The organism is Vibrio sp. PID23_8 (genome assembly GCF_003584965.1).
GTDB lineage: Bacteria > Pseudomonadota > Gammaproteobacteria > Enterobacterales > Vibrionaceae > Vibrio.
In genome coordinates this window covers 581,006-599,602 of record NZ_LIXE01000001.1, presented here as the reverse complement: position 1 = coordinate 599,602, position 18,597 = coordinate 581,006, and the positions used below count along the sequence as shown (strand labels likewise).

The window sequence follows — 18,597 nt, the reverse complement described above, 5'->3', positions numbered from 1 at the left end:
GGTTGCTGTGATTTTTTTGATCAAAGTAGGTCAAAAGCTCATCTAAAGGTCGCAAAAACAAGGCTCACTCAAAATACCCCAAAATGAAAAAGCTCTGCCACTTCGGTGGTAGAGCTTTTTCTTTATGTTCCGTCTGGTTTTTTGTTAGAACAGCACCTTAAAGGCGATCCACCGAGTTACGACGCACTAATGTTGGGCTAAAGATGATAGTGTCATCTTCCACTCGCTCATTACGCGATAATGCCAACGCTAAGCGTGCAGCGTGTTCTGCCATCATCTCTATTGGGTAGCGAATTGTGGTTAAACTTGGATTCACGAAGCGAGCAATTAAGCCGTCATCAAAGCCAACCATAGAGACTTGTTCTGGTACGTCAATGCCGTTTTGGTCTAATGCGGCCAGTGCACCTGCTGCCATGTAATCGTTGTAAGCCACCACACCAGTTATTTCGAGCGATTTAGTCAGAAGGTTAGTCATTGCCGTTTCGCCGCCATCACTGTTTGGCTCGCCATATTCGATATAGTTTTTTGCCAGTTCGATATCATGATCTTTCAGCGCGGCTTGGTAGCCTTGCAAACGCTCGTCGGTATCTTCGATGTCATGCGATGATGCGATACATGCGATTTTGGTGTGACCATGGCGAATCAGATATTCCGTGGCTAAGTAAGCACCTTTGCGGTTATCAAGAGAAATGCAACGCTCTGCCAACTCTGGGATATGGCGGTTGATCAGCACCATGCCTTTCACTTCTTTGGCGTAACCAATCAGCTCGTCATCAGACAGACCTTTAGAGTGAATCACAATCGCTTCACAGCGGCTATTGATCAGAAGCTCTAACGCTTGGCGCTCGTCATCTGGGCTGTGATAACCATTCCCGATCAGAATGTGTTTGCCATTCTCACGCGCTACGTTATCAATGGATTTGACCATAGTGCCGAAGAAAGGATCGGATACATCACCCACAAGTACGCCCATGGTATTGGTGCTTTGGCTTACCAGTGCACGCGCAGCGGCATTCGGTCGGTATCCTAGCTTGCCCATTGCTAGTGTGACGGCATCAATAGAAGACTGGCTCGCTTTCGGCGATTTGTTGATCACGCGTGATACGGTTGCGACCGATACGCCAGCTTCTTTCGCGACATCCTTAATTGTTGCCATGAGGGACCTTTGTGTGGGCTAAAAATGATAACAAGAGTATTAAACACCCTTTGTGTAATAAGTGCAATTGGATGTGGTAATCACTTTCTAAAATGAGACCTTTACCGATTGTAACTATTAGGTTCACTGCTAGTGTAAACGTTATCTTTTTAGTAAAGCTTTACTTAAATTTTAATGATGGAAACTATCGCTTACTCAGACTTTGCAAAGCTAGAGATCCGTACCGGAAACATCATCGAGGTTGCTCGCCATGAAAGCGCAGACACGTTGTACATTGTGCAGATTGATGTGGGTGAGAAAACGCTGAAAACCGTGACTAGCCTAGTACCGTACTACACAGAAGTAGAGTTAATGGGCAAACAAGTGGTGGTGCTGTGTAACCTAGCGAAAGCAAAAATGCGTGCTGAAACGTCAGAATGCATGTTGCTTTGTGCGGAAACGGATGACGAATCAGAAAGCGCATTGCGAACTCCGGAGCGTGCGATGCCTGAAGGGGTGAGAATCGTTTAGTCACTTGAGTATATAAGGCGACGATGAAAGAAGACAGCTCTCAACACTTTGAGAGCTGTTCTCGTCTTGGGGCAGAATACGTTAGGAATGTTCTGAAATCAGGTTATCTATCAATTCATAATGATGATCTTGCACCCCAGCGAGATTGCCATATTTCGGCTGATGGCGATCGTTCTCTTTAGTGTGATGCCAACCTACCGTGTGACGTACAAAGTGTTCAGCAAAGGCATGAGAAATCTCTAAGCAACCTGCTAAGACGGTATCTACATAGCTCTGCATGATCGGGCTAAGCGAGCAAGGTGGCTGCGGGTCGTCTTTCACATAGACCCAGATTGCCTTATTTGAGGTAAACTCAGCTTCGGCTTCAATCTGTTCTGGGCGAATTTGAATGCGGTAATAACCCCGTTCGCGCCGATCAAATTCTGCGAGTGCTTGCTTGTCCACTTTTAGTAAAACACCATTCACTTGGCCTTGGCCTTCATTGACCACCAAGGGGGACAAAACATAATTGTCATCGACTTTTCCCCAATAACGGACTAGTCCGTGGGCGACCACAGGGATGGCATTGCCAGTCTGCCCCGTTAACTGACGTGAGGCGGAGTTAATTAAGCTGCCATAGCCGAAAATATACATCTTTTTACTCCCTTTACTGATTTATTCAGTTATACCTAAACATAGATAGCCAATCAACGCGCAAACCACGGCTTTACCTCTAAAGGATAGTCTGAGTTTATAACATGTATTTTTTTTGCATGTTTATGGTAAGATCGCTTTAGTTGAATTTTGGAACGGTATCTATTGGGTACTTAAGGGCATCGCAATGCTGAATATCACCGATAAAAAAGTGGAAGAAAAAATCCCCGCATGGCTGCGTTTAGGGTTTAGACCGTTTTTCTTGTTTGGCTCTATTTACGCCATCATCGCGATTGCGGTATGGGTATGGATGTTCCAAACCGGACAGCCAAGTGCGCTTGATGTACCTGCGTTGTGGTGGCATGTGCATGAAATGCTGTTTGGCTTTGCGATGGCGATCGTGGCGGGTTTTGTGTTGACGGCGGTACAAAACTGGACGGGCATTAACGGCACCAAGCATGACACCTTGTTGGCGTTGTTTGGTTTGTGGCTTGCACCTCGTATTTTGTTGTGGACGCCAGCGCCATTGTGGCTGATAAGCAGCATTGAAGCGTTGTTCCTGTTGTTTGTGGCATACGAAGTCGGTATACGTGTTTATCGTGCTAAAGGATGGAAAAATCTGTTTTTCGTTCCTCTATTCCTTCTGGCTATCTTTGCCAACTTCGCAAGTTACGCCACCATCAAAGGGCTGCCTCCGTTTAGTTCGTCAGCGGTATGGCAAGCCATGTTATGGTGGTTCACTTTATTACTGTCTGTGATGGGGGGGCGAGTTATTCCATTCTTCACTGCTCGCCGTTTTAACTTTGAAAAAGCGCAGCCGTTAGTATGGCTAGATTGGTTAGCGAATTTACCTTTGGTGATGTTGTTTGTTTTGAGTTTCTTCCCTGTGACCTTTGCTGAGATAGGCAAGCCTCTCATGCTATTTGCTGGTGTGGCTCAGTTGTTTCGATTCCTGCGTTGGAAGCCATGGCTGACGTTGAGCGAGCCACTGGTTTGGTCTTTACATGCGGCATACTTCTGTTTGCCATTAAGCTTGATTCTGCGTGGTGCTTGGGATAACGCCTTTGCCAGCCATAATCTCATTCACCTGTTTGCGATTGGAGGGTTAGGCGGTTTGATTTTGGCAATGATTGCACGCGTTACCATGGGGCATACTGGGCGCATGATTTACCAAGGACCGAATATGAGCGTCGCATTTTCTGCCATTATTTTGGCAGCCTTAGTACGTAGCTTGGGGGGCATCTTTGACCCGGCAAACTTGTTAATTTGGATTGATATCAGTGGTGCATTGTGGATTTTTGCCTTCGGAATGTTTGTGTGGCGATTTGGCGCGATGCTCATCAACCCACGAGCAGACGGGCATCCAGGTTAGCAGCGCGCGATTGATGCTGTGATGCCATGCATATCATCGCGATACTCAGTTATCGCGATCTTTGTTTTTATTGATGAAACCAAAGTGTTTGATTACCAGCCATTCAATGATGAAAATAATGATCAAAATGATGCTGAATAAGGCGAATGATAGACCGGATTTTAGCCCAGGCATCCCGCCAAGATTGACGCCAAATAGCCCGGTTAAAAATGTAGTCGGTAAAAATATCGCCGCTAGAATAGTAAACAAGTAGCTATTTTGATTAAGTTTCTGTTCCCTCAGATTTTTGTTTTCCTCTTGGTGTAAGCTGATTTCTTCTAAAAAATAGTCAATTTCCTCATTAAGACGAATAAGCGTATTTAAAGAGTAACGATATTGATGAGAGCGGAGTTTGATGAGTGATGGTTTCGCGGTCACCATGTCGTGAATAGCGTGCAGCTGAGGCTTAAGAAAATGCCTGACAGACAGTAGACTATTTTTCGTCATTCTTAACTTATTATCGGAGTGTGGCAGATTGTCTTGTTGCTCCAAACTTGCCTCTATTGCGTCATTATAATCATCCGTTTTTTGGTTTAAATTATCAATGATTTGATTGACGAGTCCTGCTAGGTTCTCCGGCTCTCTATGCTTATTCAGGGAGTGGAGAAGCCTCTGCACAGCATCGTTTGAACCAGTTTGAGTGGTGATAAGCGCACCGTGATAAAACAGGATTCGAATACTGTTCACCTCTTTAGCGACCACACTATGATTGCGATTTATTCCACGTAGGAGTAAGAGAAAGTTATCGTCGCCAAGTGGATGAAAAGAAGGCCTATTTTCGTTGGTAATGAACTGCTCGAGTGTCGCTTTAGGGACATGGTTTTTACGTAACCAAGCCTTGGTATCTGGATCGTTACGCTCGCAATGGTACCAATGATGGGCTTGAAGTTGCTCGGGGTAGGCGTCTATTCGTTTTGGTTGGCTTGAGGTAAATTGCCAGTGTTCAATTAAAAAACTCATTGCTGTGCGCGACCTTCTCATTCGTCATTCACTTATATCATGCTGCTCATTGTTAACTCGATTAACACGGTTTTGATTGTGGTGAGTAAAATGAGCAGCGGATGTTATTAGCTTAAACCAGTATTGCACTAAGAGAAGGATTAGTTTGAGGGAAGGGTTTGAATTTGAAGTGTTAATATGCCCCAACATGATGACATGTAGGGCATACACTCTTAGATATTGCCTTCGCTAAAGTCTTTTTGGAAGTAGAGCACTTTTTGTAGATAGCGTCTTGCTTCTCCTTTCGGATGCTGTGTTGTTAGCGCATCATAAACTTGAGTTGGATTGAGACCGTTTAGTTCATTCATCGCGCGCTTTCGGTCATTGTCAAAGGTTGAAAGGACACCACCAGTACCACCGTTATAAGCCGAAATCATACTGAAATGCTTAGAGGTTGGATGCTTCACATCGCGCAAGTAGCGGTTTTTCAGAATATAAAAATACGCGGCACCAGTATCGATGTTGTTAGCTGGATCAAATAGGTACTCTTTGGTTGGAATGCCAGGCTTGTTCTTCACCAAGTTAAACACATCAGCCCCTGCGGTTTTAGGGATCACTTGCATCAAACCGTATGCCCCTGCGTGGGATACCGCATAAGGGTTAAAGCTACTTTCCGTCTTAATCACCGCAAAGATGAGATCTTCTGATAAGCCATATCGCTTGGCGGCGTCGCGAACGAGTCCGGCGTACAGGTATTCACGTTGCTCTAAGTGATCTTTCACCATAGTGATTTCGACATAGTAGGCGTTGCCACGTTTGATGGTTTTTGTTTGCATCTTTTTGTCGATAAGGTAATTGGCATAACGGTTAGCACGCCACTCCCACTCAATTGGCTTACCATCATGATCCAACACTTGGCCTAATAAGAACGGCTTTCCACGCAGTACCGCCTCTTTATCACTGAACAATTCAGCATGCGCGGGGTCGGCAGGCATGAGTAGGGTTTGTACGATGGCTTTTTGCAGCTTCTCTGTTGGTTGGTATTGAGAAATTGTCGAAACATAAATCTTGCCGGCTTCAAAATCGATATGTGCGCGAGTGGTGTAGCCATCAAGGTATTTTACGTAGCGGTGTTTGCCTGCTTCAACGAATTCATCTTCTCCCCAGCGATCTTTGGCTTTATCAGTAATATAAGCCAATAGCTGTTTGATATTATCGGCATCGGATGAGGTCGGTGGTTTAACATAGGGCGGGATATAACCATCACACGCACACGGTGCTGCAGGCTCTTCAGGCGCGAGGGAACATCCGCCAAGCAATAGCAGGCTGAGTAAAAGAGATTTCTTCATCGGATACCGATTTGGGTTGTGAATGACGGGCAAGGCCCAAGTAAGAAAAATAATAAGTAAGAGTGCTAACGGTCTGAAATAAAAACTTTTTATTATGACGATAGATGATGATGGTAGATGGGGGGCTTACCGCTCAATAACGCCCATTTAACTGACCTGTGAAAGGCGAATGACCCGCTGTTGCAACTTCTTCTGGAGGTATTGTGCCAACGCTTTTTTTTCATCTTTATTCAGGTAAAGGCCGAGTTTGGTACGGCGCCACAGAATGTCTTCTTCAGTGATTGCCATTTCTACGCCAATTAAATAGTCGATTTCTCGTTGGTATACGCCACCAGCCTGAGTGGAGAAAACACGGCCAAGTTCAGCTTCATTAGAAGTGCCTTCCAATAAATCCCAAGTATGCGTACCAAATTGGGTGACATATCGCAGGAGCAGCTCGATAGGAAGCCACGCGTGTTTAGCATGAATGTCTTGGGCTAATTGTTCACGACTGCCGTTGAAGTCACCACCTGGAAGCGCTTGGTTTGCTGTCGAGCCTTCGCCCATCTGTGGCAGAAACGGTGCGAGCTTTTTCATGGCAGCCTCGCCCAGTTTACGGTAAGTGGTCAGTTTGCCACCGAATACCGATAACAGTGGAGCATGGTTAGGTTTTGCATCAAGTTCTAAGGTGTAATCACGAGTGATTGCTTGGGGCGAGTCTGATTCATCATCACAGAGAGGGCGCACACCGCTGTATGTCCATACGATGTCTTCACGGTTGAGTTGGTGGACAAAGTGTTGGTTGACGATGTCGATGAGGTAGTCGATTTCATCATTAGAGATTGAGACGTCACGCGGTTCACCTGTGTATTCAACATCGGTGGTACCAATGATCGAGAACTTATCGAGATAAGGGATCATAAATACGATGCGATAGTCTTGGTTTTGCAGAATGTAGGCATGTGGTTCATCGTGAATCCGAGGAACCACAATGTGTGACCCTTTGATCAAACGGATGTTACGAGGAGAGGTTTGAGCTAACCCTTCATCAAAAAACTGTTTCACCCATGGTCCAGCTGCATTGACTAGCGCTTTCGATTTGCGCTCGAAGCGTTGTCCTGTGACGATATCATGAATCGTGACATGCCAAAGATCCCCTTTTCGGTGTGCTTTTTCCACTCGGCAGTAGTTACGCACCTCTGCATTGTTCTGTTTGGCTGCTAGCACATTGACAAGCACTAAACGGGCATCATCGACCCAGCAATCTGAGTATTCAAACCCTGTTCTTATTTCGGGTTTTAGTAAACCTGATTTAGCCAAATTAATGGTCTTGCAGCCAGGCAATGTGGTACGTTTTCCTAAGTGGTCGTAAAGAAATAAGCCACAGCGGATCATCCAAGCCGGACGTAAGAAGGGCCGATGAGGTAAACGGAATCGCATTGGTAGTGTAAGGTGTGGGGCTTTATGTAAGATCACTTCACGCTCAGCAAGCGCTTCCGATACCAAGCGAAATTCGTAGTGTTCAAGGTAACGTAATCCGCCGTGAATGAGTTTAGAGCTGGCAGAAGAGGTGGCAGAGGCAAAGTCGTTGGCCTCATACAAACCGACGCTTAAACCGCGCCCAGCCGCGTCAGAAGCAATCCCTGCACCGTTGATGCCCCCTCCAACTACAATGAGGTCAAACACACTGTCTTTAGAATGTAATGCCATCATATGCCGCTACCTTTCCGTGGTTTATTGTGCTTAACCTTATCAAGCTTATACTAACTTTAAATGATAGGTGGTCACGAAATCGACGGATTTTTAAGACCACGGCCTTGTTACGGGAGAAGTGGTCTTTGCTATTTATGCTTTTTATAAGTCTTCGTCGTCGTGCATTTCTGCCCACACTTGAACGCATTTCACCGCACGTTTCCAGCCTTTATAGCGACGCTGACGTTTTGCATCGTCCTGATTCGGCTCAAATTGACGATCGAGTTCCGCTTTGTTTTTGACTTCGTCAATGCTTCCCCAATAACCAACAGCGAGGCCGGCAAGATAAGCCGCGCCTAGTGCGGTAACTTCCGTGACTTTTGGACGCAGTACATCAGTGTCCAATACATCAGCCTGAAATTGCATCAAGAAGTTGTTTGCCACCGCGCCACCATCGACTCGTAAGCTCGCTAGCTTAATACCGGAGTCGGCTTGCATGGCATCCAGTACATCGCGAGTTTGGTAGGCGATGCTTTCTAAGGTGGCACGCACAATATGATTTGAGTTAACGCCACGAGTCAGGCCCACAATGGTGCCACGTGCATACGCATCCCAATAGGGAGCCCCAAGACCGGTAAATGCAGGCACGACGTATACACCGTGTGACGATTCAACCTGTGTCGCGACGTGCTCAGACTCTTTTGCGCTGTGGATCAGTTTTAATTCATCGCGTAGCCATTGTATCGAGGCCCCGCCCATAAACACTGCACCCTCAAGTGCGTATGTCGGTTCTCCTTGAGGGCCACAAGCAAGTGTGGTTAACAACCCATTATGAGAGGTAACTTTCTCCTGCCCGGTGTTCATGAGTAAGAAACAACCTGTACCGTATGTGTTTTTTGCTTGGCCTGCTTCGACACACATTTGACCAAATAGAGCCGCTTGTTGATCACCCGCAATGCCCGCTATTGGTATGTGAATGCCGTTTTGGCCGCCAATTTTCGTGTCGGCGTAAATTTCAGAGGAGCGTTTCACCTCTGGCATCATTGAGCGAGGAATGTCGAGTTCATGCAGTAGCTTTTCGTCCCAATCAAGCGTATTGATATTGAACAGCATCGTACGAGACGCATTAGTGTAATCCGTGACGTGGGCCTGGCCTTGGGTCATTTTCCATACCAACCAGGTATCAACAGTGCCGAACAAGAGGTTACCTGCTTCTGCTTCTTCTTTGGCTCCTGGTACATTGTCTAGAATCCATTTTACTTTGGTTCCTGAGAAGTAAGGGTCAAGCACTAAACCCGTATTGTCTTGGATATAGCCCTCTAAACCTTTTGCTTTGAGCTCTTCACAGATAGATGCGGTTCGACGGCATTGCCATACAATGGCGTTGTAAACAGGTATGCCGGTTTCTTTGTTCCAGACAATAGTGGTTTCACGTTGGTTCGTGATGCCGATTGCGGCGACTTGATCACTACGGATACCCGTTTTCCCTAACGCCTCAATCAACGTGGCGCTTTGAGTCGCAAATATCTCCATTGGGTCATGCTCTACCCAACCAGCTTGCGGATAAATTTGTGCGAACTCGCGTTGGGAGATATTCACGATGTTTGCATCATGATCAAGAATGACAGCGCGAGAACTGGTGGTGCCTTGATCGAGAGCAATGATGTATTTTTGCTCAGTCATAGTTGTACCTAGTTGTTTTTGTTGTTTCTCCTTAGTTTATATCGCGAACTCTTTCACTGCATGTTTCATATTGAATCATGGGATAAAAATGAAAATTTCTTCACAAACAAGAGCTGGAGGGACGCAGTCAGTCGCTTGGAAACAGAAGAAATACAGGGCTGTAGATCGTTTACTCCCAGAAGTGATGCACGATGAATGGTTTCATGTTGTTCCAAAATGAAAAACAATAATGCATGCTGTGGGAGCGTATGGCGAATCACTCGATCCGTGGTTAGTGGCGGTGCCGTCAGCTTTGTTGATATTGGATGATAGTGGGTCAGAGGTGTCTGACCCTTTTGAAGGTGAAACTATGAAAGTGATAATCGCCCCAGACTCTTTTAAAGAGTGTTTGTCTGCGAAAGAAGTCGCCAACGTGATTGCTGAAGGGATCATGGCCGAAATACCAGATGCGGAGTGCGTTTGTGTGCCGGTAGCCGATGGCGGTGAGGGGACGATGGAGGCATTGGTTGATGCAACCCATGGTCGAGTGATCCCCGTTACGGTGACAGGTCCGCTTGGTGAGCAAGTTAATGCGCAGTTTGGTCTCTTGGGCGATCAGCAAACCGCAGTGGTAGAAATGGCGTCAGCGTCAGGGATCGAGCTTGTTTCTCCTCAAGAGCGAGACCCATTGAAAGCAACAAGCTATGGAACGGGTGAGTTGATCAAGCGCGCGCTCGAAGAAAACATCAGCAAAATCATCGTTGCCATCGGTGGAAGTGCGACAAACGATGGTGGTGCCGGCATGCTTCAGGCGCTTGGTGTAAGGTTTACCCGAGAGGATGGTAGTGAGATTGGTTTCGGTGGCGGGGAACTTGGTGATATTGCACGCATCGATATTTCAAATCTCGATCCTCGATTGCAACACGTTGAAGTATTAACCGCTTGTGATGTTGATAATCCCTTGACTGGGGAGCGTGGCGCCTCGGTCGTATTTGGTCCGCAAAAAGGGGCGACGCCAGAAATGGTCAAGAGGCTAGATGCCAACCTGCGCCATTATGCGAATTGTGTCAAAGCCGCGACGGATTGCGATATTGAGTTTGAAAAAGGCGCAGGTGCGGCAGGGGGAATGGGGGCGGCTTTGCTGGCGTTTCTTGATGCGACGTTGATGCCTGGGATTGATATTGTCTTGAATACCGTGGAGTTTGAGAAAACGCTAGTGGGTGCCGATCTTGTTATTACAGGGGAGGGGCGTATTGATAGTCAAACCATTCATGGTAAAACCCCAGTTGGCGTTTCTCGAGTAGCGCAAAAGCACGATATCAAAACGATTGCATTGGCAGGCAGCGTTGGCGATGGCGTTGAAGTTCTAAAGAGTGCCGGTATTATCGCTTGTTTTTCGGTGGTGTCTTCACCGTGTGAGTTGAAAGATGCGATCGCACAGGGACGAGAGAATCTATTGAAAACAGCCAAACAACTTGCGAGTGTGATTGCTCACTTTAACTGATCCCAGCGATAGTCGTGCGTACTTGTCGACTTTTTGGCTCATTGCGTGGTTGAGTGATATTGGATAAACAAAAATCCCCTTGACTCATTGAGCCGAGGGGATTTTAAAGAGAGATTAATTAGCGCTTAGTTGTTTTTGTGTAGCTCTGCATTCAGTTCAACCGCACTCTTGTTTGCAAGACACTCGATTTGGCCAGTCACAGAGTTACGACGGAACAGTAGGTCAGAAACACCAGCAAGATCACGCGCCTTCGCGATTTCGACTTCTTTACCTTCAGAGTCTAGCATGCGTACTTTAGAGCCAGCGGTTACGTACAGTCCTGATTCGATGGTACAACGATCGCCCATTGGGAAGCCAAGACCTGCGTTTGCGCCTAGTAGTGAGTTTTCACCGATAGAAACCACCACTTTACCGCCGCCAGATAGCGTACCCATGATAGATGCGCCGCCACCGATGTCAGAACCGTTACCAACCACTACACCAGCAGAGATACGGCCTTCAACCATGCTCACGCCAGTGGTACCTGCGTTGAAGTTGATGAAACCTTCGTGCATTACCGTTGTGCCTTCGCCAACGTGTGCGCCAAGACGTACGCGAGAAGTGTCAGCGATACGAACGCCCGTTGGTACCACGTAGTCGACCATTTTAGGGAACTTGTCGACACAATCGACGCTTAGTGCACGACCCGCTAAGCGAGCTTCAATTTGACGCTCTGCCAGTTCAGGTAGGTCGATTGGGCCTTCGTTTGTCCATGCGATGTTGTGCAGTAGACCGAAGATGCCGTCTAGTACCGTGCCGTGTGGTTTAACGAGACGGTTAGAGATAAGTTGCAGTTTTAGGAAGCCTTCAGCAACGCTTTGTGGCTGCTCGTCAGTTGCAAGGATAACCAGTACAAGTGGTTGTGCTGATTCTGCTGCTTTTGCTGCGAAAGATGCGTTTGCAGTATCGCCGTTTGCTTCAAATGCTACTGCCAGTTCTGCGCTTTGTGCTGCAGAGATCTCGATAGCTTGGTTGCCTTGCTCGTAACCTGCAACTGTCGCTAGTGCGTTCACTAGCTCTTCGCTTGGGTTAAGAACTGGGTTTGGGAAAAACGCTTCGATAATTTTGCCGTCGCGGTTTTTAGTTGCCGTACCAAAGGCTAAAGAAAAGAAAGCCATAGTTGATCTCCATGTGTTGAGTCTTGTATCTCGTCTGTTCACTGACAAGAAATAATTAAGTTGTCACTCATCATAAAGAGAGTCCTGGAGAGTTTAAAGAGGGGAAATGGAGAAAGTCTGTAGATGAATACGTTTTGTCTTTTTGAAGATATATTTGTCTGATGAGAAATGTGTCGCAAAAGCCTATCGACTCAGCTTGTCCATACAAAAAACGCCACATTATGCGGCGTTTTTTTAAACAAGAGGAAAGTATTTATGCTGCGTCTTCTTGCTTCTCTTCTTCAACAGCAGCAAGCTTCTTCGCTTTTTTAGGGGCAGGTCTACGTTTTGCCCCTAGTGCATAAAGCACTTCTTCTTTGTTTTGCGCAAGGAACATCGCAAGATCTTCTTGCTTACCTTCGTCTTCTAGAAGGTCACTTTTACCGAGCAGTCCGAACAGTTCGTCTGCCATATCCAGCATTTTGTCATATGCATCAGCGTCCGCTTTAGAGGTAAAAGTCATTTTCTCTTCTCCATTGCGTTCTACCACGTACTTGACGATTACAGCCATGGTTGGTCCTCTAATTTAATGAGTTTATACTGGCTTTTTATACAGTTTTTAACCAATTAAGTCTAGCGGCAGGCCTAAGAATGAGAGCCGTGTACAACTAAGTGACCAGCATTTGAACTATTCACCTTTAAGGTGCGGATTCTCTCGGCGCTCCCAATCTTGGCAAAACTCAATAAACGAGCGTAGAAGTGGGTTTTGATACTTCTCTTTGTGGATCAAAAGCCAGAAACGGCGCTGCATATCCAATGGGATTTCCACCTGTTTCACTCGACCGTCTCGAATAGCTGGCTCAGCCGATAAGCGTGATAAACAGCCTAACCCTAGCCCTGCAGAAACTGAGTTGATCAGCGCTTCGGTTGTATTAAGCTGGAAAGCCTCATGCCAGTGCTCTATGCGTGGTGCAATCACGCGTGTGAAAAATTCACGAGAACCAGACCCCTCTTCACGCAAAATCCACTCGCTATTTTCTAGCTCACTCAGACGTGTTAATCCTTCGTGACCAAAAGAAGAATCGGGTGCACATATCACGCACATTTCATCTTGGCTGAATGACGTTGATTGGAGATCTGGATGCCGTGTTTTACCTTCAATTAGCGCGATGTCGAGTTCGTAGTCAATTAACATGTCACAGATTTGCGCAGAATTTGAAATGAATAGACTTTGTGATACATGCCCTGTGTGGCGACGGAAATCACTCAGCAGATAAGGGGCGACTTGATTGCCGAGGGTGTCACTGGCCCCGATGCGTAGTTGTCCAGATAACGTTGGGTCACCGTCAAAGATACTTTCGATATCATTGGCGCGGTTGAGCAACTCATCCGCCAGTGGTAGAAGCTTGAGCCCTTCTTGGTTGAGAATTAAGCGGTTGTTTACGCGATCAAAGAGATGATGACCAATCTGTTTTTCTAGTTCAGATAACGCCATACTTACTGCTGCTTTCGAAAGAAATAAGCTTTCGGACGCGGCGGTTAACGTTTTGTGTTGCGTGATGCTGGTGAAAACTTTTAACTGTTTAAGAGAAATATGATTAGCCATATTCGCGCGTTTAGTAAAATTGAACATCTGTTCTAAATAATTAGATATATTGGAACGAAGTGCAAGTGTAAGATGCGTTTCAGAGAAAGCTAGCCTGATTTGAGGTTGTCATGATTAAAAGAACAAAAGCAAAAGTAATGGGCGCACCAACCCCAATGGCGGGATTAGCGCTTGGCATTGCAAGCTTAGGCTGGAGTTGGGAAAACTTCGCTGAATTATATGGCTATGGACAGTGGATTAGCGCAGGCATTGCGAGTGTGCTTTTAATTATCTTAGCGGTTAAGTTTTTTTTCCATAATCATTTGCTAAGACAAGATCTTGCACACCCAGTGGTGGGCAGCGTCGTGCCAACCTTCGCGATGGCTACTATGGTGGTATCGAATTCACTTGGGCACTTTTTTCCTGTCGCAGGGAATGCCTTATGGTTATTCGCGGTTGGATTGCACGTTGTGTTCTTAGTGACATTTATTTATCACCGAGCGAAAGACTTTGAACTTCACCATATGGTGCCAAGTTGGTTTGTGCCACCTGTCGGTATTATCGTGGCAGATGTCTCGTTTTCTGGTAACCCAACGTTGGCGCCAATTGCGTATGGTGCCTTGATGTTCGGCATGGTGGCTTACGCGGTCATGCTCCCTATTATGATTTACCGTTTCATGTTTACCCATGAAATCCCAGATGCAGCAAAACCAACCATGGCGATTTTAGCCGCGCCAGCAAGCCTTTCGTTGGCTGGGTATCTCAACGTAACCAGCGATCCATCGCCGGTTATTATTGCTTTGCTTTTTGGTATTGCAGTATTAATGACATCCATCATCTATTTAGCATTCTTTAAATTACTAAGACTGCCATTTAGTCCAGGTTATGCTGCGTTTACTTTCCCAATGGTGATTGGCGCAACAGCACTATTTAAAGTCGCGCATTGGATGGAAGCGCAAGGTCTTGCGACACACTATGTCAATCAGGTACGTGGTTTAGCCACGGTTGAGTTAATCGTCGCTACCATCGTAGTGGTGTATGTATCGATTCAGTATGCGCGTAACTTACTAATGCAACCAAAAGCAAATTAGTTTGTTGTCACATTGACATGAATGTTTCGGCCTCTTGATCCTTTGATCAAGAGGCTTTTTTATTTAGCTTAAAAGAGGAGACGAATATGGAGAGTTTGAGCGACTTCTAACCTTTTGTTATTTGGGCTATCGAGATCGCTGCGGTATAAAACGAGGCTGTGCTAAGCTAGCGGTTAGTTTCCATTGGCGTTCGGTGCTTCCATTTTGTTTACTGTTTATCATTCCAATCAGGTCGATGTTCTCAAATCACTTCTTGTTGAACTGATTCGCATCAATCCATTAGAAAATCCATTCGAAAAAGAGCAGATCTTGGTACAGAGCCCAGGTATGTCTCAATGGTTGAAAATGGCATTAGCGAAAGAGTTCGGTGTTGCCGCCAATTTGGAGTTTCCGCTGCCAGCGACCTTCATTTGGGAGATGTTTACTCAAGTTTTGCCAGACGTGCCGAAACGAAGTGCGTTTAACAAAGAGGCAATGACGTGGAAGTTGATGCATCTATTACCGGGTTTGCTAGGGGAGGAACCTTTTGCTCCGCTGGCGAGCTACTTACGAGACGACAGTGACCACTCCAAGTTGTATCAATTGGCAGAGAAAATCGCCGATATTTTCGATGGCTACTTGGTGTACCGACCAGAATGGATAGCGAGTTGGGAAGCTGGGCAAACGGTGCCTGAATTAGAAAACGAACACCCGTGGCAGCCGATTTTATGGCAAGCGCTGTACGATCACACCGTCACTCTGGGGCAATCGCCTTATCATCGTGCTAACTTGTATGAACACTTCATTGATACGTTAGAAAACTTCAACGGTAGTTTTGACCACCTGCCGAAGCGTCTGTTTGTGTTTGGTATTTCTTCACTGCCACCGCGTTATATGGATGCGCTTAAAGCCATCGGCGAACATATTGATGTCCATTTGATGTTCACAAATCCATGCCGTTACTACTGGGGGGAAGTGCGTGACCGTAAATTCCTTGCACGTTTGGCGGCGAAGCACCGTCAGCACGTGGTGTGGCAGGAAGATCATTCTGAAGTGCAAGGTGAAAGTGAGCAACTCAAAGGTTCGTTTGAAGATAACGTGATAGATGAACTGCACACTGATGTGGTGGGGAACAGTTTATTAGCTTCGATGGGGAAACTGGGACGTGACAACATGTATCTGTTGTCGCAACTCGAATCCCATGAAATTGAGGCTTTTGTTGAGATCGAACGCGACAGTCTGCTCCATCAACTGCAAGCGGATATTCTTAATCTAGAAGAGCATCAAGACGACCAAAAAATCGATAGTAGCAGCCACAAACAAGTGGTGAGCTTGGGTGACAAGTCTCTGAGCTTGCACTCTTGCCACAGTCCGATGCGAGAAGTCGAAGTGCTACACGACCAGTTATTGGCGATGTTTGACGCTGATCCAAACCTAAAGCCGCGTGATATCATCGTGATGGTGGCGGACATCAATGCTTACAGCCCTGCGATTCAAGCCGTATTTGGCAATGCGCCGGGTGAGCGATTTATTCCGTATTCGATTTCTGACCGAACCGCTGACCAAGAAAGCCCAATCTTGGCGGCCTTCATGCAACTGGTTAATTTACCGAATACGCGCTGCTTGGCTTCCGAACTATTAGAGTTGCTGGAAACGCCAGCCATTTTGAAACGTTTTGACTTAAGTGAAGACGACTTCCTACAAGCGAAACAATGGGTGGAAGAATCAGGTATTCGCTGGGGACTCGATGCCAACACGGGCAGCGAATTTGAACTGCCTGAAACGCGTCAAAACACGTGGCAGTTTGGTATTCAACGCATGCTACTGGGTTATGCGATGCCGGAATCGGCGGGCTTATTTGAAGCGCAAGAAGGCAGTTTATCGCCATACAATGAAGTGCAAGGTATGGGGGCTGAGCTCGCTGGCAAACTGGCGCACTTTACCCAACAAATCAGTCAATATCGCCGCAAACTGTCGCATGTTCAGTCGATTGATGCTTGGCGTGAAACCTTGATCGCAATGCTGGATGACTTCTTCTCAGTGGAGTTAGAAGGCGAAATGGCATTGAAGTCGATTCGCGATACCTTAAGCCAGCTAAAAGAACAGCTTGCTGATGCCGCCTTTAATGACGCTTTGTCACCATCCATCATTAACCAATACCTGAAAAATAAACTGTCTGGCACCCGTGTTAGCCAGCGTTTCCTCGCTGGCCAAGTGAACTTCTGTACCCTGATGCCAATGCGCTCGATTCCATTTCGAGCGGTGTGTTTATTAGGCATGAATGATGGCGTATACCCGCGTTCTATGCCGCCAGAAGGTTTTGACTTAATGACGGGGCGAACCAAGCCAGGCGATCGTTCACGCCGAGACGATGACCGTTATCTGTTCCTCGAAGCAATGCTTTCTGCTCAGCAAACACTGTACATCAGTTACGTAGGGCGTTCGATTCAAGACAACACGGAACGAGTGCCATCGGTACTGGTTTCTGAGTTAATGGAGTACTGTCAGCAGAATTACTGTTTGGCAGGCGATGAAAATCAGCCCGTTGATGAGTCCGGCGATAAGCTGTTAAAAGAGTTAGTGAATGTGCATGCTATGGTGCCGTTTAGCCCAAATGCATTTCAAGGTTCTCACTCAAGCTATGCCAAAGAGTGGATTCCTGCGGCATTGACCCAAAGCAGTCAATCGCAAGGTCATGCGCGCCGTGAGTTTAACCGTGCATTGGATGATTACTTGCTGGGCGCGACATTTCCCATCGAATTGGATTTGGTCGAGCTTCAACGTTTCTGGCGTTTGCCGGTTCAGTATTTCTTTAATCGTCGTTTGAAAGTGATGTTTGAGCCGCCTTTACCAGTGATGGAAGACGATGAGCCGTTTGTATTAGGCGGGTTGGAAAGTTATCAGATGCGCGGTGAACTGCTGGCAACCCTGCTCGAAACCGCGCTTACTCAACCAGCGGCCAAAGTGGATGTGCTGAAGCATTTTATGAGTGAGCAACGTGCTCAGGGCAAATTGCCAGTAGGAGCGTTTGGTGATATCGAGTTTGAAACCAACCGCGTGCAAGCGGAAGAGCTGGTGGATAAGTTGGCGTTTCTCTCTGGCGCGCCACAAGACGATTTAGAGATCGACCTTATCTTTGATGCGCTTTTTGATGAAAGTAGGGGTGAGGGTAAGAATATCCGCCTAACCGGTTGGCTCACTCAATGCTATCAGTCCGGTTTGATTCGTTATCGAAGCGGGAAAATTCGTGCGCAAGATTACCTTGCGGCGTGGATTGATCACCTCGCGATGTCGGCTTCTGGCCATGTGAAGAAGACTCATATTATTGGTTACGACCGCAAGGAAGGTGCAGTTCATCTGATCTTCCCTGAAATGGCGGACGCTGCGCAAGCGAAACAACGTCTTGCCGAATTGGTGCGTTTGTTTTTTGAAGGCATGACCAAGCCATTACCATACTTCCCGAAAACAGCACTGGCGTGTGTTGAAGCGGGCTTTAGTCGTGGCCATTGGGCGGACGATGAAGAGAAGTCACTCAAGAAAATGGCGGACGCTTTCAATGACAGCTACCTGAGCCCAGGTGAAGGCAATAACGCGTACATCTCGCGTATTTGGCCTGCTTGGAACGATGAACTCGCAGCCGAAGTTCGCATGTTGACGGCGTTGGTTTTGCAAGGTGCAAGATTGGCGACAAAAGATGCTTCAGATGATAACTAAGTTGGAATGCTTGGGGATGGGAAAGAGTAGAGTGGCCGCCAGAAAATCATTATTTTGTGTAGGGCGTTCGCTGTACGGCCACAAGGTCAGAGGGACCATGATTCTTTTGAGTATCACCGCCAGAAAGGCTTGGCTTATCTCGTGAGGCGAATATTAACGGTACTCCATCATGATAACCGTGAGTGAGATCGCACAAAAGTCTAAATATTCCAAACTGTTAGACATATAAATAGAAAAATTAACGATAGATCACAATA

Annotated in this window: 14 protein-coding genes; 5 read left to right on the top strand and 9 right to left on the bottom strand. The window is 46.6% G+C overall.

What is annotated here, in order from left to right:
• Positions 1-157: 157 nt before the first annotated feature.
• The gene (locus tag AK966_RS02775; RefSeq protein WP_099080231.1) at positions 158-1,156 is read right to left on the bottom strand and encodes a substrate-binding domain-containing protein; all 999 of its coding nucleotides are present in this window, start codon (positions 1,154-1,156) and stop codon (positions 158-160) included.
• A gap of 177 nt (positions 1,157-1,333) precedes the next feature.
• On the opposite strand from AK966_RS02775, the gene AK966_RS02770 reads away from it, so the two are divergent.
• Positions 1,334-1,666: a tRNA-binding protein gene (locus tag AK966_RS02770; RefSeq protein ID WP_119463556.1), complete on the top strand. Its 333-nt coding sequence runs from the start codon at positions 1,334-1,336 to the stop codon at positions 1,664-1,666.
• Positions 1,667-1,747: 81 nt separating this feature from the next.
• On the opposite strand, the gene AK966_RS02765 is transcribed toward AK966_RS02770, so the two are convergent.
• Positions 1,748-2,299, bottom strand: a complete 552-nt coding sequence (locus AK966_RS02765) for a gamma-glutamylcyclotransferase family protein (protein ID WP_099080232.1) — start codon at positions 2,297-2,299, stop codon at positions 1,748-1,750.
• Positions 2,300-2,486: 187 nt separating this feature from the next.
• Between AK966_RS02765 and AK966_RS02760 the strand changes: the two genes are divergently transcribed.
• Complete coding sequence (locus AK966_RS02760; protein ID WP_119463555.1) at positions 2,487-3,671, top strand: NnrS family protein; 1,185 nt, start codon at positions 2,487-2,489, stop codon at positions 3,669-3,671.
• Between the two features lie 45 nt (positions 3,672-3,716).
• On the opposite strand, the gene AK966_RS02755 is transcribed toward AK966_RS02760, so the two are convergent.
• The 4 genes from AK966_RS02755 to glpK all read right to left on the bottom strand — a co-directional run bounded on the left by AK966_RS02755 (position 3,717) and on the right by glpK (position 9,352).
• Positions 3,717-4,670: a CorA family divalent cation transporter gene (locus tag AK966_RS02755; RefSeq protein WP_182852558.1), complete on the bottom strand. Its 954-nt coding sequence runs from the start codon at positions 4,668-4,670 to the stop codon at positions 3,717-3,719.
• Positions 4,671-4,882: 212 nt separating this feature from the next.
• Positions 4,883-5,998: a membrane-bound lytic murein transglycosylase MltC gene (gene mltC / locus AK966_RS02750; protein WP_119463483.1), complete on the bottom strand. Its 1,116-nt coding sequence runs from the start codon at positions 5,996-5,998 to the stop codon at positions 4,883-4,885.
• Between the two features lie 147 nt (positions 5,999-6,145).
• Positions 6,146-7,690, bottom strand: a complete 1,545-nt coding sequence (gene glpD / locus AK966_RS02745; protein WP_119463482.1) for a glycerol-3-phosphate dehydrogenase — start codon at positions 7,688-7,690, stop codon at positions 6,146-6,148.
• Between the two features lie 141 nt (positions 7,691-7,831).
• Positions 7,832-9,352 carry a glycerol kinase GlpK gene (gene glpK / locus AK966_RS02740; protein ID WP_099080237.1) on the bottom strand — a complete coding sequence of 507 codons (1,521 nt, stop codon included), beginning with the start codon at positions 9,350-9,352 and terminating at the stop codon, positions 7,832-7,834.
• Positions 9,353-9,701: 349 nt separating this feature from the next.
• Between glpK and AK966_RS02735 the strand changes: the two genes are divergently transcribed.
• Positions 9,702-10,835 (top strand): glycerate kinase, encoded by a 1,134-nt coding sequence (locus AK966_RS02735; RefSeq protein ID WP_119463554.1) that lies wholly within the window; start codon positions 9,702-9,704, stop codon positions 10,833-10,835.
• A gap of 125 nt (positions 10,836-10,960) precedes the next feature.
• On the opposite strand, the gene dapD is transcribed toward AK966_RS02735, so the two are convergent.
• From dapD to AK966_RS02720, 3 genes are all read right to left on the bottom strand, one after another.
• Entirely contained in the window at positions 10,961-11,992 is a 1,032-nt protein-coding gene (gene dapD, locus AK966_RS02730; protein ID WP_099080238.1) for a 2,3,4,5-tetrahydropyridine-2,6-dicarboxylate N-succinyltransferase, read from the bottom strand.
• 253 nt (positions 11,993-12,245) lie between these two features.
• Positions 12,246-12,542, bottom strand: a complete 297-nt coding sequence (locus AK966_RS02725; RefSeq protein ID WP_099080239.1) for a YebG family protein — start codon at positions 12,540-12,542, stop codon at positions 12,246-12,248.
• A 117-nt stretch (positions 12,543-12,659) separates the two neighbouring features.
• On the bottom strand, positions 12,660-13,577 hold the full coding sequence (locus AK966_RS02720; RefSeq protein ID WP_099080271.1) for a LysR substrate-binding domain-containing protein: 918 nt from the start codon (positions 13,575-13,577) through the stop codon (positions 12,660-12,662).
• 110 nt (positions 13,578-13,687) lie between these two features.
• On the opposite strand from AK966_RS02720, the gene AK966_RS02715 reads away from it, so the two are divergent.
• Together AK966_RS02715 and recC are read left to right on the top strand one after the other, a co-directional pair.
• The gene (locus AK966_RS02715) at positions 13,688-14,647 is read left to right on the top strand and encodes a TDT family transporter (protein ID WP_119463481.1); all 960 of its coding nucleotides are present in this window, start codon (positions 13,688-13,690) and stop codon (positions 14,645-14,647) included.
• A gap of 204 nt (positions 14,648-14,851) precedes the next feature.
• A complete protein-coding gene (gene recC, locus AK966_RS02710; RefSeq protein WP_119463553.1) occupies positions 14,852-18,340 on the top strand; it encodes an exodeoxyribonuclease V subunit gamma in 3,489 nt (1,162 codons plus the stop codon).
• Positions 18,341-18,597: the final 257 nt, after the last annotated feature.

Bases quoted from the DNA above. Each gene is read 5' to 3' on its own strand.
- AK966_RS02775 (WP_099080231.1), bottom strand. From the start codon at position 1,156: ATGGCAACAATTAAGGATGTCGCGAAAGAAGCTGGCGTATCGGTCGCA.
- AK966_RS02770 (WP_119463556.1), top strand. From the start codon at position 1,334: ATGGAAACTATCGCTTACTCAGACTTTGCAAAGCTAGAGATCCGTACC.
- AK966_RS02765 (WP_099080232.1), bottom strand. From the start codon at position 2,299: ATGTATATTTTCGGCTATGGCAGCTTAATTAACTCCGCCTCACGTCAG.
- AK966_RS02760 (WP_119463555.1), top strand. From the start codon at position 2,487: ATGCTGAATATCACCGATAAAAAAGTGGAAGAAAAAATCCCCGCATGG.
- AK966_RS02755 (WP_182852558.1), bottom strand. From the start codon at position 4,670: ATGAGTTTTTTAATTGAACACTGGCAATTTACCTCAAGCCAACCAAAA.
- mltC (WP_119463483.1), bottom strand. From the start codon at position 5,998: ATGAAGAAATCTCTTTTACTCAGCCTGCTATTGCTTGGCGGATGTTCC.
- glpD (WP_119463482.1), bottom strand. From the start codon at position 7,690: ATGATGGCATTACATTCTAAAGACAGTGTGTTTGACCTCATTGTAGTT.
- glpK (WP_099080237.1), bottom strand. From the start codon at position 9,352: ATGACTGAGCAAAAATACATCATTGCTCTCGATCAAGGCACCACCAGT.
- AK966_RS02735 (WP_119463554.1), top strand. From the start codon at position 9,702: ATGAAAGTGATAATCGCCCCAGACTCTTTTAAAGAGTGTTTGTCTGCG.
- dapD (WP_099080238.1), bottom strand. From the start codon at position 11,992: ATGGCTTTCTTTTCTTTAGCCTTTGGTACGGCAACTAAAAACCGCGAC.
- AK966_RS02725 (WP_099080239.1), bottom strand. From the start codon at position 12,542: ATGGCTGTAATCGTCAAGTACGTGGTAGAACGCAATGGAGAAGAGAAA.
- AK966_RS02720 (WP_099080271.1), bottom strand. From the start codon at position 13,577: ATGGCTAATCATATTTCTCTTAAACAGTTAAAAGTTTTCACCAGCATC.
- AK966_RS02715 (WP_119463481.1), top strand. From the start codon at position 13,688: ATGATTAAAAGAACAAAAGCAAAAGTAATGGGCGCACCAACCCCAATG.